This window comes from Sphingomonas sp. Root710, assembly GCF_001429065.1.
In the GTDB taxonomy this organism is placed as follows: domain Bacteria; phylum Pseudomonadota; class Alphaproteobacteria; order Sphingomonadales; family Sphingomonadaceae; genus Rhizorhabdus.
In genome coordinates, this window is sequence record NZ_LMIB01000015.1 from 447,368 (window position 1) to 472,815 (window position 25,448).

General features: G+C 65.3%; 21 protein-coding genes. 12 read left to right on the forward strand and 9 right to left on the reverse strand.

The features are described from left to right. Positions 1 to 8: 8 nt before the first annotated feature. Positions 9 to 1,031 (reverse strand): ferredoxin--NADP reductase, encoded by a 1,023-nt coding sequence (locus ASE00_RS17240; protein ID WP_056382549.1) that lies wholly within the window; start codon positions 1,029 to 1,031, stop codon positions 9 to 11. A 280-nt stretch (positions 1,032 to 1,311) separates the two neighbouring features. Here ASE00_RS17240 and ASE00_RS17245 point away from each other — a divergent pair, with 280 nt between their 5' ends. The 3 genes from ASE00_RS17245 (at position 1,312) to ASE00_RS17255 (ending at position 6,548) form a co-directional block, all read left to right on the forward strand. Continuing rightward, positions 1,312 to 2,514, forward strand: a complete 1,203-nt coding sequence (locus tag ASE00_RS17245; protein WP_056382551.1) for a flavin-dependent monooxygenase — start codon at positions 1,312 to 1,314, stop codon at positions 2,512 to 2,514. Between the two features lie 105 nt (positions 2,515 to 2,619). Then, positions 2,620 to 4,356, forward strand: coding sequence for an FAD-binding protein (locus tag ASE00_RS17250; protein WP_056382552.1), 1,737 nt, complete (start codon positions 2,620 to 2,622; stop codon positions 4,354 to 4,356). An 11-nt stretch (positions 4,357 to 4,367) separates the two neighbouring features. Continuing rightward, positions 4,368 to 6,548, forward strand: a complete 2,181-nt coding sequence (locus ASE00_RS17255) for a thiamine pyrophosphate-dependent enzyme (protein ID WP_235538721.1) — start codon at positions 4,368 to 4,370, stop codon at positions 6,546 to 6,548. Positions 6,549 to 6,610: 62 nt separating this feature from the next. On the opposite strand, the gene ASE00_RS17260 is transcribed toward ASE00_RS17255, so the two are convergent. From ASE00_RS17260 to ASE00_RS17280, 5 genes are all read right to left on the reverse strand, one after another. Further along, positions 6,611 to 7,033: a nuclear transport factor 2 family protein gene (locus ASE00_RS17260; RefSeq protein WP_056382555.1), complete on the reverse strand. Its 423-nt coding sequence runs from the start codon at positions 7,031 to 7,033 to the stop codon at positions 6,611 to 6,613. 26 nt (positions 7,034 to 7,059) lie between these two features. Beyond that, positions 7,060 to 7,926 (reverse strand): alpha/beta fold hydrolase, encoded by an 867-nt coding sequence (locus tag ASE00_RS17265; RefSeq protein WP_056382557.1) that lies wholly within the window; start codon positions 7,924 to 7,926, stop codon positions 7,060 to 7,062. Further along, positions 7,923 to 9,050: a Rieske 2Fe-2S domain-containing protein gene (locus tag ASE00_RS17270; RefSeq protein ID WP_056382559.1), complete on the reverse strand. Its 1,128-nt coding sequence runs from the start codon at positions 9,048 to 9,050 to the stop codon at positions 7,923 to 7,925. Before ASE00_RS17270 ends, ASE00_RS17265 begins: the two co-directional genes overlap by 4 nt. 194 nt (positions 9,051 to 9,244) lie before the next feature. After that, positions 9,245 to 10,102, reverse strand: coding sequence for a helix-turn-helix domain-containing protein (locus ASE00_RS17275; RefSeq protein ID WP_082594798.1), 858 nt, complete (start codon positions 10,100 to 10,102; stop codon positions 9,245 to 9,247). Positions 10,103 to 10,179: 77 nt separating this feature from the next. Then, positions 10,180 to 10,923 carry an SDR family oxidoreductase gene (locus ASE00_RS17280; protein ID WP_056382564.1) on the reverse strand — a complete coding sequence of 248 codons (744 nt, stop codon included), beginning with the start codon at positions 10,921 to 10,923 and terminating at the stop codon, positions 10,180 to 10,182. Between the two features lie 389 nt (positions 10,924 to 11,312). Between ASE00_RS17280 and ASE00_RS17285 the strand changes: the two genes are divergently transcribed. From ASE00_RS17285 to ASE00_RS17310, 6 genes are all read left to right on the forward strand, one after another. Then, positions 11,313 to 12,212, forward strand: coding sequence for a VOC family protein (locus ASE00_RS17285; protein WP_056382566.1), 900 nt, complete (start codon positions 11,313 to 11,315; stop codon positions 12,210 to 12,212). 174 nt (positions 12,213 to 12,386) lie between these two features. After that, positions 12,387 to 13,526 carry an LLM class flavin-dependent oxidoreductase gene (locus tag ASE00_RS17290; protein ID WP_056382569.1) on the forward strand — a complete coding sequence of 380 codons (1,140 nt, stop codon included), beginning with the start codon at positions 12,387 to 12,389 and terminating at the stop codon, positions 13,524 to 13,526. A gap of 42 nt (positions 13,527 to 13,568) precedes the next feature. Continuing rightward, positions 13,569 to 14,153, forward strand: a complete 585-nt coding sequence (locus ASE00_RS17295; RefSeq protein ID WP_056382571.1) for a nuclear transport factor 2 family protein — start codon at positions 13,569 to 13,571, stop codon at positions 14,151 to 14,153. Further along, positions 14,150 to 14,941, forward strand: coding sequence for an SDR family NAD(P)-dependent oxidoreductase (locus ASE00_RS17300; RefSeq protein WP_056382573.1), 792 nt, complete (start codon positions 14,150 to 14,152; stop codon positions 14,939 to 14,941). Before ASE00_RS17295 ends, ASE00_RS17300 begins: the two co-directional genes overlap by 4 nt. Before the next feature lie 11 nt (positions 14,942 to 14,952). Continuing rightward, complete coding sequence (locus tag ASE00_RS17305; RefSeq protein WP_056382576.1) at positions 14,953 to 15,447, forward strand: hypothetical protein; 495 nt, start codon at positions 14,953 to 14,955, stop codon at positions 15,445 to 15,447. 4 nt (positions 15,448 to 15,451) lie between these two features. Further along, the gene (locus tag ASE00_RS17310) at positions 15,452 to 17,827 is read left to right on the forward strand and encodes a membrane-bound PQQ-dependent dehydrogenase, glucose/quinate/shikimate family (RefSeq protein ID WP_235538722.1); all 2,376 of its coding nucleotides are present in this window, start codon (positions 15,452 to 15,454) and stop codon (positions 17,825 to 17,827) included. On the opposite strand, the gene ASE00_RS17315 is transcribed toward ASE00_RS17310, so the two are convergent. Genes ASE00_RS17315 through ASE00_RS17325 form a run of 3 tightly spaced genes read right to left on the reverse strand, consistent with a single transcriptional unit; the run spans position 17,802 to position 20,549 of the window. Continuing rightward, positions 17,802 to 18,644, reverse strand: coding sequence for a kinase (locus tag ASE00_RS17315; RefSeq protein ID WP_156405478.1), 843 nt, complete (start codon positions 18,642 to 18,644; stop codon positions 17,802 to 17,804). The genes ASE00_RS17310 and ASE00_RS17315 overlap by 26 nt on opposite strands. Next, positions 18,634 to 19,590: a 2-hydroxyacid dehydrogenase gene (locus tag ASE00_RS17320; protein WP_056382673.1), complete on the reverse strand. Its 957-nt coding sequence runs from the start codon at positions 19,588 to 19,590 to the stop codon at positions 18,634 to 18,636. Before ASE00_RS17320 ends, ASE00_RS17315 begins: the two co-directional genes overlap by 11 nt. Before the next feature lie 11 nt (positions 19,591 to 19,601). Beyond that, on the reverse strand, positions 19,602 to 20,549 hold the full coding sequence (locus ASE00_RS17325) for an NAD-dependent epimerase/dehydratase family protein (RefSeq protein ID WP_082594799.1): 948 nt from the start codon (positions 20,547 to 20,549) through the stop codon (positions 19,602 to 19,604). Positions 20,550 to 20,942: 393 nt separating this feature from the next. Between ASE00_RS17325 and ASE00_RS17330 the strand changes: the two genes are divergently transcribed. The 3 genes from ASE00_RS17330 to ASE00_RS24100 all read left to right on the forward strand — a co-directional run bounded on the left by ASE00_RS17330 (position 20,943) and on the right by ASE00_RS24100 (position 25,358). Continuing rightward, a complete protein-coding gene (locus ASE00_RS17330) occupies positions 20,943 to 23,069 on the forward strand; it encodes a bi-domain-containing oxidoreductase (protein WP_056382578.1) in 2,127 nt (708 codons plus the stop codon). Between the two features lie 238 nt (positions 23,070 to 23,307). Continuing rightward, positions 23,308 to 24,810 (forward strand): alginate lyase family protein, encoded by a 1,503-nt coding sequence (locus ASE00_RS17335; RefSeq protein WP_056382580.1) that lies wholly within the window; start codon positions 23,308 to 23,310, stop codon positions 24,808 to 24,810. Beyond that, positions 24,810 to 25,358: a glycosyltransferase gene (locus ASE00_RS24100; RefSeq protein ID WP_235538723.1), complete on the forward strand. Its 549-nt coding sequence runs from the start codon at positions 24,810 to 24,812 to the stop codon at positions 25,356 to 25,358. The genes ASE00_RS17335 and ASE00_RS24100 overlap by 1 nt, the downstream gene beginning before the upstream one ends. Positions 25,359 to 25,448: the final 90 nt, after the last annotated feature.

Sequence of the window (25,448 nt, forward strand, 5' to 3'; positions counted from 1 at the left end):
TGATTGCGTCAGAAGGTCACCTTCACCTCCGGCGAACGCGCCACCGCCTGACACGCCAGGATCAGGCCATCGGACAGGTCACGGGCGTCGAGCACCTGATTCTGCAGCATGTCGACTTCGCCCTCGTCGAGTTGGCAGATACAGGCGCCGCACGATCCCGAGCGGCAGGAATAAGGCGGGTTCAGCCCCGCCGCCTGCATGGCGTCGATCATCAGTGCGCCGCCCGCCCAATCGATGCTGTCGGTCTTGCCGTTCAGCGTCACCTCCAGCCGCGACGCCTCGACGGCGGGCTGCTCGCGGCTCGGAACGCTTGTCACTGGCTGCGGCGCGGCGAACACGAACCGCTCAAGATGGACCTGATGGCGATCGACGTCGAGCTGGTCGAGCGCGGCGGCGACCGCATCCATATAGGGCGCGGGCCCGCACACGAAATGCTCGCGATCGGCCAGATGCGCGGCATGGGCCGCCAGCAGCTTCGGCGTCGGCAATCCCTGCACGCTTTCCAGCCAGTGCGTGATCGACAGCCGGTCCGGATGCTCGGCGGCGAGCCTGTTGAGTTCAGCCTTGAAGATGACCGAACGCTCGTCGCGGTTGGCGTAGAAAAGCGAAACCTTGCCGCTCGACTGGCGCAAGCGGTCCTTGGCGAGCGAGATGATCGGGGTGATCCCGCTGCCCGCCGCGAACAACGACAGGTCGCGGTCGGCATCGCGCGACACGAACACCCCGGCGGGGCGCATCACCGGCAAGCGGTCGCCCTTACGGACGCGGTCGACCATCCAGTTGGAAACCGGGCCGAACGGCACCCGCTTCACGGTGATCCGCAGATGCTCGTCCGCGCCATGCACGCTCGACAGCGAATAGCAGCGCTCGTGCTCGCCCTCGTCGGTCGCGCAGCGAACCGTCAGGAACTGGCCCGAGCGATAACCGAACAGGTCGCGCTTTTCCGCAGGAACCGCGAGGACGAAGGTGCGCGCATCGTCGCTCTCTTCGATGACATCCACAACCTCGAGCGCATGATAATTGTCGCTCACGCCACGCCTGCTCCCCTCCTCGGACCGATGCGCGGATTGTCTCAGCGCGACCCGCCGGGCGGAAGGCGCATAGCCATGGCCAAGCTGCGCAGAGCATTGCCAATCCGCACGCGCGCGAACCGCCTGGCAGGCGGCAAGGCTCAAAACGCCCATGCAGTGATCGGTTTGTCACAAGCTTGCCAAATGCGGTCGCGGCGGCGGCGGACTAAGTTCTCCATCAACCTGCGGCAAGGATCGTCCGACGAGGAAATCCGTCCGCGCAAACTAAGGATTGGAGCCTATGGTGGAGGCAGCTTTGAAAGTCGTGCAGGGCGAGACCCCGTCCGCGGCCGAACTGGTGGACCGCGCGCGGGCGCTGATTCCCGTGCTGCGGGAACGCGCTGCGGCGGGCGATGCGGCGGCCAATGTGGTCCCGGAGACGGTCGAGGATATCAAGAAGGCGGGCCTGTTCCGCATACTCCAGCCCAAGCGCTGGGGCGGCTATGAGATGAGCCCGAAGGTCTTCTACGACGTTCAGATGGCTCTGGCCGAGGGTGATATGTCGGTCGGCTGGATCTACGGCGTCATCGGCGTCCACAACTGGCAGATCGCGCTGTTCGACGACCGCGCCGGGCGCGAAGTGTTCGAGAACAACCCCGACGCGATCATCGCGTCGACCTATATGCCCAAGGGCAAGACCGAAGCCGTGGACGGCGGCTACCGTTTCTCGGGCCGCTGGCAATTCTCGAGCGGCTCGAAGCATGCCCAGTGGTTCTTCCTCGGCGGCCTGTTTCCCGGCGCCGGCGACGGTGTGCCCAACATGGGCACCTTCCTGATCCCGCGTGAGGATGTCGAGATCGTCGAGACGTGGGACACCCATGGCCTCAAGGCGACCGGCAGCCATGACGTGATCGTCAAGGACGCCTTCGTGCCCCAATATCGTACCCATACCCACCGTCAGGGCTTCGAGATCAACAGCCCCGGCAATGCGGTGAACACCGGCGCGCTCTACCGCCTGCCCTTCGGCCAGGTGTTCCTGCGCTCGGTCTCGACCGCATCGATCGGCGCGCTGCAGGCGTTGCTGAACGAGGTGATCGCCTTCGGCAGCGGCAAGCTCGGCTCGTTCGGCGGCCGCACCTCGGAAAACCCCTTCGCCCAGCTGACGGTAGCCGAAGCGGCGGCGACGATCGCCGATCTGAAGAATACCCTCTACGCCAATTTCGACCATATGGAGAAATGCGCCGAGGCTGGCACCGTGCCCGCGATGGAAGACCGGCTGCGCTTCAAATATCAGTCGTCCGAGGTCGCCAGCCGCTGCGCCAACGTGGCGAACAAGCTGTTCCGCGTCGCGGGCGGCAGCGGATTGTTCGTCGACAAGCCGTTTTCCAAGATCCTGGCCAACATCCAGTCGGGCGGCCAGCATCAGGCGAACAGCTACGAGCTGTGGGGCGCCAATTTCGGCGCGTCGCTGCTGGGTGCCGAAAACCAGGACATCTTCCTCTGACACGCCGCCGCCCACGCGGCGGCCCACCCTTGACGGCGTCCCCTGCGGGGGGCGCCGTACCGGAGAAAATGGGATCGCGATCACGGATCGCGTGAGAGGATCGAGATGAGTTTCATTGTGCCCGATGCGTCCGAATATGATGTGGTCGTGGTGGGATCGGGCGCCGGGGGCCTGCTCTCCGCGATTCGCGCGCACGACCTGGGGCTGCGCCCGATCGTTATCGAGAAGTCCGATCGTTACGGCGGAACCTCCGCCGTCTCGGGCGGCGCGATCTGGATTCCCAACAACGCCTTCATCGGCGACCAGGACAGCCCGGCCAAGGCACTTGGCTATCTCCAGAAGGTCACCGAGGGCAAAGTTCCGACCGCCAAGCTGGAGCGCTATGTCGGCCTCGCCCCGGTGATGGTCGATTATCTCAAGTCGCTGGGCATCGAATATTACACCAACCCCTATATGCCCTATCCCGACTATTATCCGTTCGTGGAGGGCGCCGCGCCCGGCGGGCGCACGATGCTGATCCGGCCGATGGACGGCGGCACGCTGGGCGAGGAGTTCTTCCGCCTGCGCGAGAGCTATCCCGAGTTCAAGATGTTCGACAAGATCGCGCTCGACCTGTTGGACGGCGGGATCATCATGGCGCGCGCCAAGGGCTGGCGCCGGGTGGTCCTCCGCAACCTGTGGCGTTACTGGAGCGACCTGCCTTTCCGCCGGCGCACCCATCGCGACCGCCTGCTCACCATCGGCAACGCGCTGATCGGCGGGCTGCGCAAGGCGATGATCGACCGGAATATCCCGCTGGCGCTCAACACCGCGATGACCGGGCTCGAGATGGACGGCACCACCGTCGTCGCGGTCACGGCGAGCGCACAGGGACGTCCCGTTCGGATCGGCGCAGCGAAGGCGGTGATCCTGGCGTCGGGCGGCTATGAGCAGTCCCAGGAGATGCGCAACGAGCATTTCGCGCAACCGACCAACCCGCGCTGGAGCGCCACGCCGCGCGACAACAATGTCGGCGACGCGCTGACCGCGAGCCGCGAAGCCGGCGCGGCGGTGGAATTCCTCGACGAGGCCTGGTGGGCGCCGACGGTAACCATCCCCTATCGCCACGCGCCGAACATCCTGCGCAACCAGGCGCTGTTCTTCGAACGCGGTTATCCGCACAGCCTGGCGGTCAATCGTCTCGGCAAGCGCTTCACCAACGAAATCTGCTCCTATCACCAGTTCGGGCAGGCGATGCTGCGCGACAATGCGGAGACCGGGGCAAACCTGCCCTGCTGGCTGATCTTCGACGCCGACTATCGCGCCCGCTATCCGCTTGGCGGCCTTCAGCCCGGCTGGGCGATGCCCGACAGCAAAGTGCCCGCCGACTGGTTCGACACCTTCCTCTACCGGGCGGACAATCTCGAGGCGCTCGCCGGCAAGATCGGTGTCCCCGCCGATACGCTCGCAGCGACGGTGGGCCGCTTCAACGACCACGCCCTGAAGGGCGAGGACCCCGACTTCGGACGCGGCGCGAACGTCTATAACCAATTCTTCGGCGATCCGAACCACAAGCCGAACCGCAATCTCGGCCCGGTGGCCAAAGCGCCCTTTTATGCCGTGCGGATCGACCTCGGCGACCTCGGCTCGAAGGGCGGACCGCGCACCGACGAACAGGCCCGGGTATTGCGCGAAGACGGATCGCCGATCGGCGGCCTCTACGCGATCGGAAACTGCTCGGGCTCGGTGATGGGCCCTGCTTATCCCGGCGCGGGATCGACGCTCGGCGCGAGCATGACCTTCGGCTATGCGGCCGCCGCCGACATTGCCCGCAAGAATGATCTTTCGGAGACGACCCGATAATGGCGACCCATATGGATTTGACCCCGAAGGCGCCCTGGCGCGAAATCGGCGTCACCGACGCCGACTGGGATGCGGCCTCCCCCGAACTGCTCGGCACCATGCTGACCGACCTCCACCTGATCCGCGCGTTCGAGGAAAAGGTCCTCGAACTGGCGGCGCAGGGTCTCGTCCATGGTCCGGCGCACAGCTCGATTGGCCAGGAGGGCGGCGCGGTCGGCTCGATACGGCCGCTGCGCTCGTCCGACCACATCAACGGCTCGCATCGCGGCCACCATCAGTTCCTGGCCAAGTCGCTCGCGCATCTCGCCGACGCGCTGTCACCGCGCGCGGCGTTCGACGAACCGGTGCGCGAGCTGATGCAGAAGACGATGGCCGAGATTTGCGGCCTCGCCCAAGGCTATTGCAAGGGACGCGGCGGATCGATGCACCTGCGCTGGCTCGAAGCCGGCAATCTGGGCACCAATGCGATCGTCGGCGGCGGCGCGCCGCTTGCGGCGGGTTCGGCCTGGGCGCATCGCCATGCGGGCACCAGCGACGTCGCGGTCAACTATCTGGGCGATGGCGCAATCAACATCGGATCGGTGCTCGAATCGATGAACCTCGCCGCGGCCTGGAAGCTGCCGCTCTGCTTCTTCATCGAGAATAATGTCTACGCCGTGTCGACCCATGTCGACGAGGTGACCGCCGAGCCGCGCCTGTCGTCGCGCGGGCTCGCCTTCGGCATCCCATCGTGGAAGGTCGACGGGATGAATCCGCTGGCCGTCCATCTGGCGATGGAAGAAGCACTGGCGGTGATGCGCTCGGGCGGTGGACCGACCATCATCGAGGCCGACTGCTACCGCTATTTCCACCAGAATGGCGCGCTGCCCGGCAGCGCCTTCGGCTATCGGCCGAAAGAGGAAGAGGCCGCATGGCGTGCGCGCGATCCGCTCGAAATGGTCGCCGCCAAGATGCAGCAACGCCAGTTGATCGGCGAGGACGACGTCACCGCCCTTCGCGAGCGCTGCGTCGCGCTGATGAACGATGTCGCCGCCCAACTGCTGGAGGACGGCGACGGCGGCAAGAAGCGGATCGTGCCCGCGCTCTGGCCCCCGGCCGAATTCCGCGATGTCGGCATTCGCGGCGACCTGTCCGAATTCGACGGCGTCCGCTTCGAGGAGCTCGAAAGCTTTTCGGGCGAGATCGTTCAGGACCAGAAATATATCACCACCGTCGCCGACGTGATGCAGCGGCGGATGGCGCAGGACGATCGCATCGTCATTATGGGTGAAGACATCCACCGGCTGAAGGGCGGCACCAATGGCGCCACCCGCGGCCTGGCCGACCAGTTCCCGGACCGGGTGCTGGGTACCCCCATCAGCGAGAACGCCTTTTGCGGCCTTGCCGGCGGCATCGCGATGGACGGCCGTTTCCTGCCGGTCGTCGAGCTGATGTACCCGGATTTCCTGTGGGTCGCGGCCGACCAGATCTTCAACCAGATCGCCAAGGCCCGTCATATGTTCGGCGGTGAGAGCGCGGTTCCGCTGGTGATGCGGATGAAGGTCGCGATGGGCACCGGCTATGGATCACAGCATTCGATGGATCCTGCGGGCATCTTCGCCACCTCGGTCGGCTGGCGTGTGGTCGCCCCGTCGACGCCGTTCGACTATGTCGGGCTGATGAACAGCGCTCTGCTGTGCAGCGATCCCGTGCTCGTGATCGAGCATGTCGACCTGTACAACGGCAAGGGCCCCGCCCCGGCGAGCGACTTCGATTATTATATCCCGCTGGGCAAGGCGAAGGTCGTGCGGCCGGGTACGGCGATGACGATCCTGACCTATTCGGCGATGGTCGCCCCGACGCTGGCGGCAATCGAGGAGACCGGCTTCGACGCCGAGGTGATCGACCTGCGCAGCCTCGACCGCGCCGGGATCGACTGGGAGACGATCGAGGAATCGATCCGCAAGACAAACAATGTCCTGATCGTGGAGCAGGGCTCGATCGGCACCTCCTATGGCGGCATGCTCGCCGACGAGGTCCAGCGCCGGCTGTTCGACTGGCTCGACCAGCCGATCCAGCGGGTCCATGGCGGCGAGGCGTCGCCCAGCATCTCGAAGGCGCTGGAAGCCGCCGCCTGTGCGAACAAGGACGATGTCGTCGATGGACTGACTCGCGTCATGCGCGATCAAGGGCGGCTGCTCGCAGCGGAATAAAAAGAGGCTCCCGGTCGCCGACCGGGAGCCTCCTTCCCCTTTTCGTGAAAATCAGCGCGTGATCAGGCGCGCGCTTCTTCGATCCACCGCATCGCCGCGATCCGCCAGCCGTCCGGCGTGCGGATGAGCCGGTCGGCATAGCGGCCATAGGCGCGCTCGATCGTCTCCGAGCCTTTGTCGCGCATCATCGCGACGATCGTCCAACGCGCCTCCGCATCATCCCCGTCCACATCGATCAGCGGCGAATGGATAGCGTGCCACAGCCAGGCGCGCACCGGACTGATCTGGCTCACCAGGAAGCCGACGATCGCCTCACGGCCTTCGAGCAGCCCCGCGCCGTAATCGGCGGTGGCGTCGGCGGTGAAGACCGACGTCAGCACTTCCGCCGCCCGCTCGGCGTCGGTGGGCAGCAGGTCCGCTCCCTCGCAATAGATCGCCTTGAGCCTCTGGATCGCCAGCGTGTCGGCGACGGCTGTCTCGGTCATCGAAGCTCTCCCGGGCGCAGGGATGTCTATTCCGACAGGAAGGCGAGGCAGGACTGGTTGAACAGCTCGGCCTCCTCGATCATGAACCAATGTCCCGCCTGGTTCGAGATGATCACCCGGCAATTCTCGATCTTTTCCTGCATGATGAAGGCGTGGTTCACCGACAGGAACTGGTCATAATAGCCCCAGAAGGCAAGCACCGGCACCTTGATCTCGTGCAGCCGGTCCCAAACCGGGCGGTGGATCGCGCGGGTGTAGATTTCGATCGGCTGGCTCTGCGCGATCGGCAGACGCTCACCGATGACCTGGTCGGTCAGGTGACGCTCGTCCTTGACGATCAGCTTGAGCAGTTCGCGGAAGCTCTCCGCGGTGAAGTTCTGTGGCCCCGCCCCGACGGCGGCGACCATTGCCTGTAGCCCCGGCGATGATGGCCGGGTGCTTTCCTCATGGACGCCGCCGGGCGCCATGGAAATGACCTTGGGCACGTCATCAGGATAGGTCAGCGCATAGGCATGGCCATAAAAGCCTCCGAGCGAGTTGCCGATCGGGATCACCTGGCCTACGCCGAGCTGCCCCATCAGCTCGTGGAGCATCGCCACCTGATTTTCGGTGCTGTAGTCGAAGTCGCGCGGCTTGTCCGAATGGCCATAGCCCAGATAATCGACGACGATCACATGATAACCGGCTTCGGCCATCACCGGGTAATTGTTGCGGAAATTGCTGTAGCCGCTGGCCCCCGGTCCGCTGCCGTGCAGGAACAGCAGGCTGGGCCGGCCGTTGGGCCGGTTCAGCTCATGATAGTGGAGCCGGTAAGTGTCGTTCCACACCCGGGCGAACTTGCCGACCGGGAAGGCCGTGTCGAGGACGGGCGCCTCGTCTGCCGCGACGCTCACTTGTTCTTGAACTTCGCTTGATCCGCGGCCCAGCATTCGAGCGGCACGGTCAGGTCCATGTCCAGATGGAACCGGTCGGTCATTTCCGGCGTCACGTCGGCGGCATCGACATAGAATTGCTGATACCAGCGGCGAAGCTGATAGATCGGGCCGTCGAATTCCGACAGGATCGGATTGTCGACGCGGGTCTTGGTCTTCCACAATTCGACGTCCTGGAAGAAGGCGTCGACCGCCGCCTTGCCGAACGAACGGCCCAGCGCGATGCTTTCCTCTTCGGAAACGCCCTCGACCCGCTTGGTGGTGACGCCCGCGTGCAGCATGAAGCTGTTCGGCGACACCGGATAATGGGCGTTGATCAGGTACAACTCGACCGGCTTGCCCAGATATTCGGCAGTCTGGTTCACGATCATGTAGGCCGGGCCGTAATAGGTCGCCGAGCTGCGGAAATCGAAATCGCTCTCAGATGTTTCGACCTCGCCGAAATTCACGTCCTTGCGCGCTTCGAACCAGGCGTTCTGCGTCGCCATGTGGCGATCGAAGATATTCTCGAAGCGGTTCACGCTCCAGCCGTGGACATAATAGAAATGGGTCGCGTCTGCGGCGTTGTCGATCAGCTCGCGGCAATTGGTCGGAATGTGGATCGTCTGCCATTCCCAGGGCAGCGTCTCGCCGTTCATCACCGCCTCGATCGCCGGGATCGCCACTTCGGGCGGCGGCGGATTGCCCTCCGGATCATTGTAAATGAAGAGCTGCTGATTCTGCTCCATCACCGGATAGGATTTGATCCGGGCCTTGCGGGGGATACGCGGCGAGTAGGGGATATGAGCGCATTCGCCCTTGCCGTTCCACTGCCAGCCATGAAAGGGGCAGGCCACGGTCCCGTCGATCAGCGTACCAGTGCCGAGGTCGGCGCCCATATGCGGGCAATAGCCGTCGAGCGCCGCGAGCGAACCGTCGGTCTGCTGGAAGATCACGACCTTGCCGCCGAACGCTTGAAGCGTATGCGGCTTGCCGTCCTTGAACGGTTCGGCGAGTCCCATGCAGTGCCAGCCCCTGGCAAAGCGCTGCGGCGGCAGATCGCCCCCGGCCTGACCGAATACGGCACCTTCGCTCTGGTAATTCATGCTCGCCCTACACCCACTGCGGTGGACGCCTGCTTGCGACCGGCATGATGTCGGCGCAATTGGCAATCCCCGGTCCTAAAACTGGGGCAAGAGTAGCGGTTTTGGCGGAGCGCTACAGCGCGGGGGCGTTTAGCGATCGGTGCAAATTGTGTGAAAATTGATCGGGGCGTCCCGCGAAGGACGCCCCGATCCCGTCACTGGCGGAAGCGATAGCGATAGCCGCTCGGCGTTTCGCCGGAGCTGCGCTTGAAGGTCGAGGAGAAGGTGCTCGAGTCCGCGAAACCGAGCCGGTAGGAGATTTCCTTCAGCGGCAGATCGGTGTCGGCCAGCAGCGACTGCGCCTTCTTGAGCCGCATTTCCTCGACATATTCGTGGACCGTCTTGCCGGTGGTCTTCTTGAACGAACGGCGCAGATGCGCCGCGCTGATGTCGCACAGGTCGGCGATGTCCTCGATGCTCGGGCAGCGGTTCGAGAAGCTGTCGATATATTCGTAGATGCGGTTCAGATCCGCCTGCGACAGCCGCCCGTCGCGGGTGCGGATGCGCAGCGGCTCCTTCATGTCGCCGAAATAGCGGGCGATCTCGATCGCGATCACGGTCGCAAGCGATTCCACCATCAGCGGGCTGGCGAAGCCGGGGTCCGCCGCCTCGGCGCCGAGCCGCTGGATCGCCTGCTCGATCCGCAGGTTCCGCATGTCGAAGCAGCGGGCCAGCTCCTCGTTGCTCCAGTTGGACGAGCCGGTCCAGACCTTGCGAAACCAGCCGGCGTTGAACCGGCACATGATGTTGCGGGTCAGTTCGTTGTTGTTCGCCGATGCGGTTCTGACCTCGACATCCGCCGGAAAGAACATCAGCTGGCCGAAATTCTGCAGATCGCCTTCCGGAAGGCGAGCTGCGACGCTCACCTGGGCGGGAAACGGGCGATAGCGCAGGATGAAATCATGCTCCAGCTCCTCGATCTGCTCGCCGGCGTTCCAGCGATAGTCGAGAACCTGAATGTTGACGCCCGGCACTTCCAAATGCGCCGCGACATTAAATGCTCGTGCGGACATCCCTCTCTCCTTCCGTCACGTGGCGATCATTACGGCAGTGCTTATCTGCCCCTTTACCGCAGATCGTCGAAAACTCGTCAAATACGACAGCCTCCGCTCGCCTCGATTGTCTGGGCGGTGACCCAGCTAGCCTGCTCCGAAGCCAGAAAAGCGACCACGTTGGCTATTTCCTCTACAGAACCTAATCTACCCAGCGCAGTGAGTCCATGGACATAGGATTTGGTGTCTTCGGACAACCAGCTGGCGTTCATGTCGGTATCGACGATCCCGGGGACGACGGTGTTGACCGTGATCCCCTGCGCACCGAGCTGCTGAGCCAGCCCTAGCGCCATATTCTCGATCCCCGCCTTGGTGAGGCCGTATACCGACACCTCGGGATAGGCGACGCGCGTGCAGTTGGACGAGATGTTGATGATCCGGCCGCCCTCGCCCATCCGCTCGATCGCATATTTCGTGATGAAATAGGTGCCGCGCAGGTTCGTCGAGACGAGCCGGTCGAAAATCTCCTCGGTCGTGTCCTGGATATGGGCGCTGACCAGCGCCGCCGCGTTGTTCACCAGGATATCGATGCGCCCGCCGCGCTCGTCGAGCGCCGCGAACATCGCCTTGATGTCGTCCATGCTCGCAAGGTCGGCCTGCACGGCGAAGGCCTTTCCCCCCGCCGCTTCGATCGCGCCGACCGCTTCGTCGGCTGCGGGGCGATCGCGGCCATAGTGAATCGCCACCGTGGCGCCGTCGCGGGCCAGGCGCTCGGCGATCCCACGGCCTATGCCGCGGCTCGAACCGGTCACCAGCGCGATCTTGCCACTCAAACCACTCATTCAAAAACTCCTATAGGGAAGGGGTCGATGCGCCACACACGCGCGAAATTGCGCATTTCGCGAGCATCGTGCGGCGGGAGAAAAACCAGCTGAATCCAGGCAGATCACCGACATCGTGATCGCCCATGTCGATGGGCGCGATAGCGCGTTGTCCGATACCTCGAACAACGCTCGCGACATCGTCGCGAACCGCTCCATGACCCTCATGTCCTCTCCACACCGGCCCAATCTGATCCCGATACTTACGCGCGGGAAGGCCCGCCCGCCATATCGGCTGCGCGCTCCGCCCATATGTTGCTCATTTTGCCAACATGGCTGGCATGTCTCGCCCGCCGGACGGGTCGTACATCCGGGTCGAAGAAGCTCGCAAATGTCGGGGATGAGGCGCCATGGGTATCAGCGAACTGGGTTATGTCGTGCTGCAGACGGCCGATATCGGCAAATGGCGCAGCTATGCCGAACAGGTGGTCGGGATGAAGGCGATCGACGCGCCGGGCGGCGGCCTCTATCTGAAGATCGACCGCCGTAACCATCGCATCCTGATCCTGCCTGGCGATCAGGAACGCTATTTCGCCTCGGGCTGGCTGCTGCGCTCGCGCGCCGATTATGACGCCTTCCGGACCCGCCTCGAAGGATTCGGCGTAGCGCTGACCAGCGCCACCGCCGAAGAAAGCGCGCTGCGCAAGGTGCAGGACTTCTTCACCTTCACCGATCCCGCCGGCAACCGGCACGAAGCCGCCTGGGGCCCCATCTCGAATTTCCAGCCCTTCGTTTCGCCCATCGGCACGGGCCCCTTCGTCACCGGTGAGCTCGGGCTCGGCCACACCGTGCTGCCCGCGCTCAACATCGACGAGGCGCTCGATTTCTGGACGCGCATCGTCGGCTTCGACGCTTCGGACAGCCTGCTTCAGCCGATCACCGCCGACCTCAAGGTGCAGCTCTACTTCCTGCACTGCCGCAATCCGCGTCAGCACAGTCTGGCGCTGGCACAAATGCCCAGCGACGTCGGCTGCGTCCACATGATGCTCGAATTCGCCGATTTCGACGATGTCGGCCGTGCCCTCGACCGGCAGCAGGCGCATAACATCCCTCTGGCCATGACGCTGGGCAAGCATGTCAACGACGACATGATCTCCTTCTACATGATGACTCCGGGCAAATTCATTCTCGAACTCGGCTGGGGCGCGCCGCCGAAGGCCTGGGAAGAGGAGATATTCTTCGAGACCACCCTGGGTTCGCACTGGGGACACAAATGGGTCCTGCAGGATCCCGATTTCCAACTCGACTGAGAGCGCAGATTTTCGCGGAGTGAAATCATGCGCCGGAATCGAAAGGGAACGCTCGAAAATCGAAAGTGACGTTCGCCGATCCAAGACGCGAAAACGCGCGCAGGCGGAAGGGCTGGACTATATCTGAGCCATGAGATCAGACCCGCGAAAGCGCGGCAGGAGAGAAGGATCATCATGAGCGATCTGCAGTCGAAACGCCGCGCCAGCGAGGAACTCGCCGAGTATCGCGCGGCCCATGTCCCGCTGTTCAATGCGCAGCCGCTGAAGTTCGGCGTATTCTCGGTCAATTCGAACGGCTCGGTGTTCATGAGCGAGCCGCCGAGCTCGTTCGAGGTCAGCTGGCAACACAGTCTGGCGATCGCCGAACAGGTCGACCGCATGGGCTTCGAACTGATCGTACCTGTCGCCCGCTGGCAGGGCTTCGGGGGCACGACGAACTGGGCGGGCGAGAATTTCGAGACGCTGACCTACGCCGCCGGGCTGGCAGCGCGGACGAGCAACGTCATGACCTTCGCGACGGTCCATGCTTCGGTGGTCAATCCGGTCGCCGCCGCCAAGGCGATCACCACGATCGATCATATCTCCAACGGCCGGGCCGGCCTCAACGTCGTGATGGGTTGGAACGAGGCCGAGATGGCGATGCTCGGCGTGCGGATGCGCGAGCATGGCGATCGCTACAAGCTCGGCGCCGAATGGCTCGAGATCGTCGACCGGCTGTGGACCGAGAAGGCGCCGTTCGACTTCGACGGCGAATATTTCCAGCTCAAAGGCCTCGAAGCCGCTCCCAAGCCGGTCCAGCGGCGCCCGGTGGTGATCAACGCCGGCGGGTCGCCGGCCGGCATCGAGTTTTCGGCGCGCTATGCGGACGTCAACTACACCGTCTTCACGACCGCCGAACAGGCCGCCGGATATTGCCGCGACATCCGCAAGAAGGCATTCGACGATTATGGCCGCTCGCTGCAAATGGTGACGATGGTCATCGTCGTCTGCCGCGACACCGAGGAGGAAGCAAAGGCCGCCTATCAGTCGATCATCGACCATGGCGACTGGGTCGCGGCGGGCAATTTCGCGCGCGGGCTCAACATCCAGACCTTTGGCGAGCATCTCAAACCCGAGCTTCTCGCCAAGTTCGTCGCCGGGTCGGGTGGCCACGCCCTTGTCGGCACGCCCGAGCAGATCGTCGACGGGCTGCGCGAGGTGAAGGAGGCCGGGATCGACGGGGTCTTCCTGGGGCTGATCGATTATGTCGAGGAGCTGAAATATTTCGATGCGCGGGTGATGCCGCTGCTCAGGCAGGCCGGCCTTCGGCTCTGACGCCGCCGGACCTGGACCAACATAATCGAACGAGGAGAGAGCATGCGGCAGCCAGAAATCGAGATCACCATGGAGGAGCTGCTCGACCGCGAGAAGATCCGTCACAACATGGCCCGCTACAGCCGCGGCATGGACCGGCAGGACGCCGACCTGATCGCATCAACCTACTGGCCGGAGGGCTGGGACGATCACGGCGTGGTCGACGGCACCGGACGTGAATTCGCCGACGGCATGAAGCCGATGTGGCCGACGTTGAAGATGGGCCACATGCTGGGCCAGAGCTGCATCGAGCTTCACGGCAACATTGCCAATTGCGAGACTTATTTCTTCGCCTATCACCGTATGGGCGAGGGCGACGCGACCCGTGACGTCTATCTGGGCGGGCGCTATGCCGACCGGCTCGAGAAGCGCGGCGACACCTGGAAGTTCATTCACCGTGTCGCGGTCTACGACTGGTGCCGCGATGCGGGGCCGAGTACGCCGTGGAACGACCTGCTCTTCCCCTTCTCGGCGATGCCGGTGCGGGCCTATGGTTCGCAGCAGGACGACTATAGCTGGGACCTGTTCGCCAATGAACCGTCCCGCAAGGGCGGCGACTATCCGGTCGGCCGGGCGGGCCACAAATGAGCGGCGGCAAACTGGACGGCAGGGTCGCGCTCGTCACCGGATCGTCCCGAGGCATCGGCGCGGGGATCGCGCTGCGCCTGGCCGCCGACGGCGCGACGGTCGTGGTCCATGCCAGCGCCGACAGCCGAGATGCGGATAAGGTCGCCGCGAAGATCGTCGACGCCGGCGGTACGGCATCGGTCGTCCTTGGCGACCTCTCGACCGCCGATGCGCCGATCGACATCGTTCGCGAGACCGTCGAGCGGCATGGCGGCATCGATATCCTCGTCAACAATGCCGCGGTGTCCGAATATCATCCGGTGCCGGAGTTCGATATCAAGCGGATCGATTTCGAACTGTCGCTGAACCTGCGCGCGGTGCTGCTCGCAACCGGCGAATTCGCGCGGCGCACTGAAAGCCCGCATGGCCGTGTGATCAACATCTCCTCGGCGGCGGGCAAGCACCCCGCCCATGGGCGCTCGGTATACTCCGCCACCAAGGGAGCCATGGAGGCCTTCACCCGATCGGCGGCGCTGGAACTCGGCGAACGCGGCATCACCGTCAACGCCGTCGCGCCCGGCACCACCGTCACCGACCTGTTCGAGGCGAACGAGCGCAAGGACCCGCGCGACTGGCGTGGATTGTTCGCGCGCTGGACCGCGCTCCGCCGCGTCGCCCAGCCCGATGACATCGCCGACATCGTCGCCTTCGTCGCCAGCGACGATGCACGCTGGCTGACCGGCAACACATTGTCCGCCGACGGCGGGCTCGTCACCACGGGCACCAACATCGCCCGCTATTCGATGTGAGAAACACCACCATGCGCAGAGTCATTACCGGCGTCGACGCCGACGGCAAATCGACGGTCCTCTACGACGGCCCGCCCCAGTCGATCCACCATGTCACCAATACCAAAGTCGGCCAGCTGCAGATGCACCATGCCGCCGAGTTTCCGGCCGAAGTGCCCGAAGGGCATTGCTGCGCGGTCGACATATGGGAGACGGCCGGCCTTCCACGCATGGGCGATCCCGATCCGATGGGCGCACCCAAGCCCTTCGCGATCGAACCCGAGGGCCAGGGACTCCGTGTTCGCTATCAGCAATGGGGCGCCAATGTGGACTCCTCCACGATGCACGCCACCGACACGCTCGACGTCAACATCATCGTCGAGGGCGAAGTCGTGCTGCTCCTCGAAGAGGGCCGCTCCGTAACCCTTCGCAAGGGCGACTCGGTCGTGCTGCCCGGCAACGAGCATGGCTGGCGCGCGGGGCCGCAGGGCGTGACGATGATCAACATCATGCAAAAGCTCGGATAACGCGATGGGGATGCCGGGGGAGGACATATCGAAGCCGGCGGTCGCGCGGCGCATCTATGCCGCCATATTGGCGCTGGTGTCCCTGCCGCTGCTGGCGGGCGGGGCCTATCTCGTCTCGCTCGGCGGCTCGCCCTATTATGTCGCTGCCGGTGCCGTGACGCTGGCCAGCGGCATCTGGCTATGGCGGGGTCGTGTCGAAGGTGCGCTCGGCTATGCCACGCTGCTCTTCGCCACCCTCGCCTGGGCTTTGTGGGAAGCGGGTTTCGACGGCTGGGCGCTCATGCCCCGGCTCGTCGCCCCGGCGGTCCTCGGTATCCCCCTCCTCTTCCCGGCCATCCGGCGCGGCCTTGCGACGCCGCATGATCGCCTCGCCCGCCTGGCCCGTCCCGGCGCGCTCGGCATCGCGGCCCTGGCCGCACTGATCGCCGGGATCGGCCTCACCCAGCTGCGCACCCCCGATCCCTTCGACCCGATCTATCAGACCGGCCCGTTCGGCGGTGCCATTCCTACCGCCACCGCTGGTGGCCCTGCCGAAGGCGACTGGCTCCATTATGGCGGCGATCCGGGCGGCACCCGCTATAGCCGGCTCGACCAGATCAGGCCCGCCAATGTCGCGGGCCTGAAGCCTGCCTGGACCTTTCGGGTCGGCGACACCTATGGGCTGGAGGTGACGCCGATCAAGGTCGCGGATACGCTCTATCTCTGCACGGCCTATAACGACGTCATCGCGCTCGATGCGGAAACCGGGCGGCAGCGCTGGCGCTTCAACGCCCATATCGTCAAGGAGAACGTGCCCTACCATGTCTGCCGCGGCGTCGCTTATTATCGCGCGCCCGGCCTGAGCGGCGACTGCGCCGAACGGATCATCACCAACACCACCGACGCCCGCCTCATCGCGCTCGACGCGCGCAGCGGCCGGCTCTGCCAGGGTTTCGGCCGCAACGGACAAGTCTCGCTGCTGACCGGGCTGAGCAAATCGCCGGTCGGCTATTATGCCGTCACGTCGGCCCCGACGATGGCCGGCGGCAAGGTGGTGCTCGGCGGTTGGGTGAGCGACGGCCAATATTGGGGTGAGCCCGCGGGTGTCGTCCGCGCCTTCGACGCGATCACCGGCGAACTGGCCTGGGCCTGGGATGTCGGGCGCCCCGATCGCCAGACCCTGCCGCCGCCGGGCGAGACCTATACCCATTCGACGCCCAATGCCTGGGCGCCGTTCAGCGCCGACGAGCGCCTGGGCCTCGTCTATGTGCCGACCGGCAATCCCGCGGTAGACTATTTCGGCGGGCGGCGACGCCCGTTCGACGAGAAGTTCGGCAGCTCGGTCGTCGCGATCGAGGCGGCCACCGGCAAGACGCGCTGGGTGTTCCAGACCGCGCATCACGATGTCTGGGACTGGGATGTCGCGTCGCAACCGACGCTGGTGGACATCGCCTATCCATCCGGCGTGCGCCACGCGCTCGTCCAGCCGACCAAGCGGGGCGAGGTTTTCGTGCTTGATCGCGCCACCGGAAAACCGCTGAGCCCCGTCGTGGAGAAAGCGGTCCCGCAGGCCGGCGCAGTGCCCGAGGAGCGGCTGTCGCCCACCCAGCCCTTCTCGGTCGGCATGCCCTCCTATCGCGGACCCGACTTCACCGAACGCTTCATGTGGGGAATCACCCCGCTCGACCAGCTCTGGTGCCGCATCCGTTTCAAGGAGTCGCGCTACGAGGGCACCGCGACACCGCCGGGCCTGCAGCCGAACATCGCCTATCCCGGCTTCAACGGCGGCATCGACTGGGGCAGCGTATCGGTCGATCCCGAGCGGCAGTTGCTGTTCGTAAATTCCAACCGGGTGGCCAATTACGACCGGCTGCTCACCCGCGCCGAGGCCGATGCGCGGGTCAAGCAGTTCGTCGCGCGCGAAGTGGGGGGCCCGGTGCGGCAGGGCGGAACGCCCTATGCCGCGCATATCCAGATTTTCCGCACCCCGCTCGGCATACCCTGCAACCAGCCGCCCTATGGCATGATCTCCGCGGTCGATCTGCGCTCGGGCAAGCTCGTCTGGGCGCAGCGCTTCGGCAATGGCCGGGCGGCGGGGCCCTGGGGCATCCGGTCGATGCTGCCGATCCTGGTCGGCACGCCCAATAATGGCGGATCGCTGGCGACGCGCAGCGGCCTGCTGTTCATCGGCGCGACCCATGACGGCGATTTCCGCGCCTTCGATACCAGCAGCGGCAGGATGCTGTGGCATGTCAGGCTGCCCGCCGGCGGTCAGGCGACCCCGATGACCTATATCTCGCCGAAGAGCGGACGGCAGTTCGTGGTGATCGCCGCCGGTGGGCATCCGGCGCTGCGTTCGGTGCTGGGCGACTATATCATCGGCTACGCGCTGCCGAAGTGATCGACAGCGGTGCGCGATCCCGGCCGAGGCGGATCACCAGATCGGCGTGCCCGGGCATCTCCGCCAATATGTGCCGTGTCAGCCGCTCGTAGAAGCGAATGAAGCGTTCGACCTCGGTATCGCTCATCACGCCCCCGGCGCCGGCGCCAGCGGTTCGCGCCAGGCCGTGCTCCTGCTCGATGCGCCAGTCGCGGACGACCTCGAACCCCGGGGCGGCGAGCAGGACGAGCATGTCGATCCGGTCGAACAGCGCCTGATAGGCGCCGGCCAGCGCGTCGTTGACGGCCCGGCGCCAGCGTCCGTCGCCATCCTCTTCGCGTTCGAGATCGTTGACCGGCGTGGCCAGCGCGTCCGGCACCTCGGGCCGCGCGCCGACACACCAGCCTTCCAGGATGAGCAGTGCGGTACCGGCCGGCGCTTCGCCCCAGGCGGCTTCGGGCGCGCGGTCATCATGGGCCTTGTCGAAGCGCGGCAGCCGCGCGGCCCGGCCCCGATCGAGCGTGGCGATGATGTCGAGCCCGAGGCTCACCTCATGGGTGCCGGGCACGCCGCGCACGGCGAACAGCGGGTGCACATCGTGCGCCATCGCGATGCGCTCGGCCCTGGTGCGATAAAGATCGTCGATCGACAGTACTGCGGTCGACACACCCGCCCGCCGCATCCGTTCTGCCAATGCATCGGACAGGGTGGACTTGCCGCTCCCCTGCGCGCCGCAGATGCCGAGCACGAAGGGCCGCATGCCACGGCCACGGCCGGCCATGGCCTCGCGCAGCGCTTCTTCGACGGTATCGAGCGCCACGTGCGGTTCAGGCGACACGGTTCGGTGGCTCGCGCCCTTCCAGCAGCGCTTGGAGGTTGAGTACCGCCTGCCGCCCCATCGCCTCACGCGTCTCCAGCGTCGCGCTGCCCAGATGCGGGAGCAGCACGACATTCGGCGCGTCGAGCAACGCCGGGTGCACGGCCGGCTCGCGCTCATAGACGTCGAGCCCGGCCCCGCCAATCCGGCCCGCCGTGAGCGCCGCAGCCAGCGCCGCCTCGTCGATCACGGACCCGCGCGCCGTGTTGATCAGCACCGCATTCGGCTTCATCCGCTCGATCATCGCGGCGTCGATCAAGTGGCGGGTCTCGGCACCGCCGGGACAATGCAGCGAGATGATGTCGGCCTCTGCGACCAGCTCGGCCGCCGACGCGACATAGCGCGCGCCCAGATCGTCGTCGGTGGCGGGGCGGCGGCTATGATAGATCAGCTCGACGTCCAGCGCGGCGCGGGCGCGGCGCGCGGTCTCGCGCGCGATCCGGCCATAGCCGATCAGGCCCAGCGTCCGGCCCTGCAACGCACGGCCCGTCAGGTGGGTCGGCCGCCAGCCGCCCCAGCCGCCCGAGCGCAGCTCCCGTTCGCCCTCGCCAGCGCGGCGCGACACCATCAGCATCAGCAGCAGCGCCAGTTCGGCGGTAGCGTCGGTCAGAACGTCGGGAGTGTTGGTGACAGCGATTCCCGCCGCGCGCGCCGCCGAGAGGTCGATATGATCGACCCCGGCGCCATAATTGGCGATGAACCGCACTCGGCGGTTCGCGGCGCCGATGACGCCGGCGTCGATCCGGTCCGACACTGTCGGGCAGAGGACGTCGAACGACGCCATCGCCTCGGCCAACTCGGCCTGCGACATCGGCGTGTCGCTCTCGTTGCGCTGAACCTCATGCCGTGCGGCGAGCTCCGCCTCGACCGAGGCCGGCCAGCGCCGCGTCAATAATATCCGGGCCAAATGTCGCTCCGTCAGCCGTGGCTCGCCCACGTGAACTCGCTTAGACCGGCTTCGAAGTTTTGGCGATAGGAGCCGTTGCGAATATCATCGATGACGTCGAGATGACGCGGCTTCCAGCCGAGTTCCTCAACCGCCCTCTTCGCGATCGAGCGGCTGTTGACGGCCAGCGCGAGATCGACCCAGACATCACCCCACAGTGCGCAGGCCTCCTCATAATCGAGGCTCTTCGTGCCGCAGCCCACCACCGTTGCGACAGCCTCCGCGATCGACCGGAAGTTCGCCTCGCCGCACACGGTATGATAAAGCGCGCCGGGCTTCCCTTTTTCGACCGCCAGGCAATAAGCCTCGGCCAGATCCTCGACATGGACGGCCGAATAGAGGTTGAGCCCGAAGCCCAGATAGCAGGCCGCGCCGGTCTTGCGCGCGGACTCGAAGATTTGCGGGATCTGGATGCTGCCGGCATTGCCGTAGATCAGCGGCGGACGAATGACATAGGTGCTCAGGCGGTCGGTCGAGCCCTCGCGGACCACCGTCTCGGTCTGGATACGCACCGCGCGATTGTGCCGCGCCGGGAAGGGATAGGGATCGTCCTCGGCGAAGGTGTACTGGCTCCACGCACCGTCCTTGGCCTCGATCGACAGCACGCCGGTGCCCGAGGTGAACAGAAGATGGCGGACACCGCCCTTCTGGCAGCCCGCGACCATGGCGGTCATGATCTCCAGCTCGTCCTCGAACGGGACCATGGCGGCCATCGCGACCACGTCGAAACCGGCGACCGCCGCCGACAGGGCCTCGCGGCCATCTATGCTGCCATCGTGCGCCGCGATGCCTGCCGCCGCCAGGCGTTCGGCCGTGCCGGCATTGCGGGCGAGCCCCGCCACCTCATGACCGCGCCGCCCGAAAGCCTTGGCGACATGCGAGCCGACATAACCCGTCGCACCGATCACCAGGATTTTCATGACTGTCCTCTCCGCACTTTAAACCAGCCGATCTGCTAGCGCAGCCGGCCGATGCTTCCCATCCGCCGGACGGCGGTCATTGCGCACATTATATGGTTCTTTCGTGCGTCCCGGCCGCCCCCGTTCTGCCAAAGCAAATCTCGAAAATGCCAACCGCCGCGCCGCGACGCGAGGTCCGAACCGCGATATAGGGACAGGCGTGCCGGATCGGGACCAGGTTGATGCACCCCGGTCCGGCCGCACGGCGTCCGCCCCCCAAATGCGGGATTCGCGCTTCGGTGACGAACGGCTGGCCCGCGTCGGGTCCTTTGGCTAAGGACAACTCAGGCGGGGCCGATCCATCGATCGGACCGGGCGAATTCGCCCGCGAGACCGTCGCGGGGACGCGAGAATATGAAGCAAGTGCTGCAGAATCTCGGCACGGGCGAGATGAGCCTAACCGATGTTCCCGCGCCTCATGCGGGCCGCGGCCAGTTGCTCATCCACAGCAGCACCTCTCTGATCTCCGCCGGGACCGAGCGGATGCTGGTCGATTTCGGCAAAGCCGGCTGGATCGGAAAAGCCCGCCAGCAACCCGACAAGGTTCGCCAGGTCATCGACAAGATCGGCACCGACGGATTCGCGGCGACGATGGAGACCGTCCGCAGCAAGCTCGATCAGCCGATCGCGCTCGGATATTGCAATGTCGGCCGGGTTGCCGAGCTCGGGAGTGACGTAACCGGCTTCGCGCTGGGTGACCGCGTCGCCAGCAACGGCAACCATGCCGAGGTCGTCGCGGTTCCCCGCAATCTCTGTGCGCGCATCCCTGATGGAGTAAGCGACGAGGCCGCGGCATTCACGGTGATCGGTGCGATCGGACTGCAGGGCATCCGCCTTGCCGATCCGAAGATAGGCGAATGCGTCGCCGTGTTCGGCCTCGGCCTGATCGGCCTTCTTACCGTACAGATGCTGCGTGCCCAGGGTTGCCGGGTGCTCGGCATCGACGTCGATCCGGCCCGGCTCGATCTCGCACGCACGTTCGGCGCGGAGATCGCCAACCCCGCCGCCGAGGATGTGCTAGCCGCAGCCGGAGGCTTCTCGCGTGGCGCCGGCGTCGACGCCGTCATCATAACCGCGGCCAGCAAGAGCAACGATATCGTCGCGCAGGCGGCGCAGATGTCGCGCAAGCGCGGCAGGATCGTGCTGGTGGGGGTCGTCGGGCTGCAGCTGTCGCGCGCCGACTTCTACGAAAAGGAGCTGAGCTTTCAGGTCAGCTGCTCCTATGGCCCGGGCCGCTACGATCCTGCCTATGAAGCCGGCGGCCGGGATTATCCGATCGGCTTCGTGCGCTGGACCGAACAGCGAAATTTCGAAGCTGTGCTCGATCTCATGGCGTCGGGCGCCATCGACGTCGCGCCGCTGATCTCACATCGCTTCGAACTCGCCGAGGCCGATCAGGCCTTCGGACTGCTGACGTCTGGCGAAGCATCGCTCGGCATATTGCTGCGATATCGCGCGCAGGACAGCGAAGACCTCGCGCGGCGAACGGTGCCGGTCAGCGGAACGGTTCCGGCTCAACCCGCGGCGGCGGCGGTCACCTTCCTCGGCGCCGGGCTCTATGCCGGCCGGATCCTCATGCCCGCGTTCAAGGCCGCGGGCGCAGGGTTGCATCGTGCCGTGAGCGGCGGCGGCTTCAGCGCGGTTCATCTCGCCCGCAAACATGGTTTTGCTGCAGCCAGCACCGACGAGGCCGGGAGCATTCTCGATCCGGCGATCGACACGCTGGTCGTCGCGACGCGCCATGATGCCCATGCCCGTCAGGTCCTCGGCGGGTTAAGGGCGGGCAAGCATATCTTCTGCGAGAAGCCGCTATGCCTGACGCTCGATGAGCTGGCTGAGATCGAAGCCGAGGCGGCTTCCCGCCCCACGCAGAAGCTCATGGTCGGGTTCAACCGCCGCTTCGCACCGCTGACGGAGCGCGCCAAGGCCTTGCTCGCCCAGCTCCGAGGCCCCAGGGCATTCATCATGACGGTCAACGCCGGCGCGATCCCGCCCGAGCATTGGACACAGGATCCGGATATCGGCGGCGGACGGATCGTCGGCGAGGCATGCCATTTCATCGACCTGCTCCGATTCTTCGCCGATGCGCCGATCGCCTCGGTCCGGGCTCAGGCGCTGGGACTGCCGGGCGACCGGGGCCAATGCCCCGACAGCGCGACGATACAGCTGGCTTTCGCTGACGGCTCGATCGGCACGGTCCACTATCTCGCCAATGGCGACCGGCGCTTTCCCAAGGAAAGGCTGGAGGTTTTCGCCGCTGGCCGGGTTCTGCGTATCGACAATTTCCGCAGGCTCGAAGCCTGGGGCTGGAAAGGCTTCTCGGGAAAGCGCAGCTGGCGGCAGGATAAAGGCCAAAATGGCTGTGCGCAGGCCTTCGTCGATTCTGTTCGAGACGGCCTTCCCTGCCCGATACCGTTCGACGAGATCATCGACGTCAGCCGCGCCAGCATCGAAGCCGCCGCCATGCTGGCCGCGCGTTAGTGCCGGACCGCCGCGGCAGCATGATATTGCGGCAGACATGATCGTGGATTTTGCGTTCGTCCGCCGTGCGGCTCGCGAGCTGGCCTTTGCGCGGCACATTCCCCTTCACCGGATCGCACGCCGCCTGAGACTGATGGCGAAGAGGCGGTGGCATGATTGCCACCCCCGCCGATATGCCGCCCCAGCGCCGCCGCGGTGTTCGGTTCTGCCAGCACCTTTGTTTCCGCCACGCACCGGCATGATCGCGCAGGGCAGCGAAGGCACGGCGCTGCGCTTCCTCAACCATGCCGAGACCATCGGCGAGACGATCCCCTGGTCAGTATGCGCTGCACAGCCGGCGATGCAGCTGTGGCGGATGCACCTTCATTATATGGAATTTCTCGAGGAAGCTTCACCGGCGCAGACCATCGACTGGATGCTGCAATGGATCGCCGCCAATCCGCCGACCCGGCCGGGCTGCTGGCGCGACAGCTGGTCTCCCTACACCATCTCGATCCGAACCGTGGTCTGGATGCAGCAGATTACGCGCGCGGCGGGGCAATTGACGCCCGAAGCCGAAGCGCTGATTGCGGACAGCCTGGCCGAACAACTCCGCTACCTTGTCGACTATCTGGAAACAGATATCGGCGGCAATCACCTGATCAAGAACATCAAGGCGCTGCTGTGGGCGTCAAGCTTCTTCGAGGGGGAGGAGGCCGCGCGCTGGCGCCGGCTGGGCATCACCCATCTTCGGCAGGAGCTCGATGCGCAGATACTTCGCGACGGCGTCCACTTCGAACGGTCGCTTTCCTATCATGCTCAGGTCTTCGCCGATCTGCTCGAAATCCGGAGCCTGCCGCTCTCTGCTGACGACAGCGCGGACCTCGATCTGGATCCGCGCCTGTCGGCCATGGCGCAGGCGCTGGCTGACCTCACCCATCCCGATGGGCTGGCCGTATTGTTCAACGATTCCGGACTTGGCATGGCCTATTCGCCCGGCCCTTGCCTGGATGCCTATGCCCGGCTGACAGGAGAGCGGCCCATGCCCCGCCCGGTCTTCTCCTTTCCCGACGCCGGCTATTTCGGGGCCCGCAGCGAACATGCCTATTGTGTCGCCGACTGCGGACCGATCGCGCCCGACGCGCTGCCCGCGCATGGCCATGCCGACGTGCTCAGCTTCGAACTCTCGCTGGGCGGCCAGCGCTTCATCGTCGATCAGGCTGTGTTCGAATATGTGGCCGGGAGCCGCCGCCAGGCCAGCCGTTCGGCCGCAAGCCACAACGGCCTTTGTCTGGACGGTGCGGATCAGGCCGACTTCTTCGGCAGCTTCCGCGCAGGACGGCGGCCACGTATCACGGCGCGGGCTTTTGATGTGCGGGATCCCGGCTTCCGGCTCGAAGGGGAACATGACGGTTTCGCCAACCTCCGTGGCGCACCGATCCATCAACGCGTGTTCTTGTGGGGCGAGGGACGGCTTGTCATTGAGGATGCTCTGCTGGGGCATGCCGACCGGCCCGGCGAAATCGCGTTCCTGCTGCATCCGGATGTCGTCGCCGAAGGTGTCTCGGATCGCGAATGGCGTCTCCGCCGCGACGGGACCGAACTGATCCTGCGGGGCAGCGGGCCCATGCTGCTCAGGCCCGCCGTCTGGTGGCCCGATCTCGGACGCGAACTGGCCACCTCGCGACTCGTGCTTCGGGCCGCCCCCGATCAGATGAGGGCGGGCCTGCGCACGGAACTGGAATGGACGGTCGACGCCTGATGCGAATACTTTTCCTCACCGATAATTTCCCGCCAGAGGTCAACGCGCCGGCCAGCCGGACCTTCGAGCATTGCCGCGAATGGGTCCGCGCCGGCCATCAGGTCGTCGTGATCACCTGCGCGCCCAACTTCCCCAAAGGCCGCGTGTTCGAAGGCTATCGCAACCGGCTCTGGCAGAAGGAAAGCATGGACGGGATCGACGTGATCCGCGTCTGGACCTTCATCACCCGCAACGAGGGCTTTGTGCTGCGGGTGATCGACTATGTCAGCTTCATGCTGAGCGCCTTCATTGCGTCGCTGTTCGTCCGGCGCATCGATGTCGTCATCGGAACCTCGCCGCAATTCTTTACCGCATGCGCGGCCCATATGGTCGGCCTCGTGAAGCGGCGGCCGTGGATTTTCGAGCTTCGCGACATATGGCCTGATGGGCAATCACGAGGAAACTCTGCTGTCGGCGGCCGATGGCAATCGCCGCGCCGCCGCGCTGTTCCACAAGATGGGCGGGCGGGAAACGCTGTTGAGCTACGGCATATCGGCGCAGGACTATGACAATGCCGATCCTGCGGGAATTATCGACATGATCCGCACGGCCATCCCGTCCGAACATCTCGACTGGATGCGCAATCTTCGCATGTCCCA

Excerpts from the sequence above, each read along its gene's own strand:
- ASE00_RS17325 (WP_082594799.1), bottom strand. The coding sequence starts at position 20,549 with ATGAAAATCCTGGTGATCGGTGCGACGGGTTATGTCGGCTCGCATGTC.
- ASE00_RS17330 (WP_056382578.1), top strand. The coding sequence starts at position 20,943 with ATGAAGCAAGTGCTGCAGAATCTCGGCACGGGCGAGATGAGCCTAACC.
- ASE00_RS17295 (WP_056382571.1), top strand. The coding sequence starts at position 13,569 with ATGCGGCAGCCAGAAATCGAGATCACCATGGAGGAGCTGCTCGACCGC.
- ASE00_RS17280 (WP_056382564.1), bottom strand. The coding sequence starts at position 10,923 with ATGAGTGGTTTGAGTGGCAAGATCGCGCTGGTGACCGGTTCGAGCCGC.
- ASE00_RS17310 (WP_235538722.1), top strand. The coding sequence starts at position 15,452 with ATGGGGATGCCGGGGGAGGACATATCGAAGCCGGCGGTCGCGCGGCGC.
- ASE00_RS17275 (WP_082594798.1), bottom strand. The coding sequence starts at position 10,102 with ATGTCCGCACGAGCATTTAATGTCGCGGCGCATTTGGAAGTGCCGGGC.
- ASE00_RS17245 (WP_056382551.1), top strand. The coding sequence starts at position 1,312 with ATGGTGGAGGCAGCTTTGAAAGTCGTGCAGGGCGAGACCCCGTCCGCG.
- ASE00_RS17260 (WP_056382555.1), bottom strand. The coding sequence starts at position 7,033 with ATGACCGAGACAGCCGTCGCCGACACGCTGGCGATCCAGAGGCTCAAG.
- ASE00_RS17305 (WP_056382576.1), top strand. The coding sequence starts at position 14,953 with ATGCGCAGAGTCATTACCGGCGTCGACGCCGACGGCAAATCGACGGTC.
- ASE00_RS24100 (WP_235538723.1), top strand. The coding sequence starts at position 24,810 with ATGCGAATACTTTTCCTCACCGATAATTTCCCGCCAGAGGTCAACGCG.
- ASE00_RS17285 (WP_056382566.1), top strand. The coding sequence starts at position 11,313 with ATGGGTATCAGCGAACTGGGTTATGTCGTGCTGCAGACGGCCGATATC.
- ASE00_RS17290 (WP_056382569.1), top strand. The coding sequence starts at position 12,387 with ATGAGCGATCTGCAGTCGAAACGCCGCGCCAGCGAGGAACTCGCCGAG.
- ASE00_RS17335 (WP_056382580.1), top strand. The coding sequence starts at position 23,308 with ATGATCGCGCAGGGCAGCGAAGGCACGGCGCTGCGCTTCCTCAACCAT.
- ASE00_RS17250 (WP_056382552.1), top strand. The coding sequence starts at position 2,620 with ATGAGTTTCATTGTGCCCGATGCGTCCGAATATGATGTGGTCGTGGTG.
- ASE00_RS17300 (WP_056382573.1), top strand. The coding sequence starts at position 14,150 with ATGAGCGGCGGCAAACTGGACGGCAGGGTCGCGCTCGTCACCGGATCG.
- ASE00_RS17255 (WP_235538721.1), top strand. The coding sequence starts at position 4,368 with ATGGATTTGACCCCGAAGGCGCCCTGGCGCGAAATCGGCGTCACCGAC.
- ASE00_RS17270 (WP_056382559.1), bottom strand. The coding sequence starts at position 9,050 with ATGAATTACCAGAGCGAAGGTGCCGTATTCGGTCAGGCCGGGGGCGAT.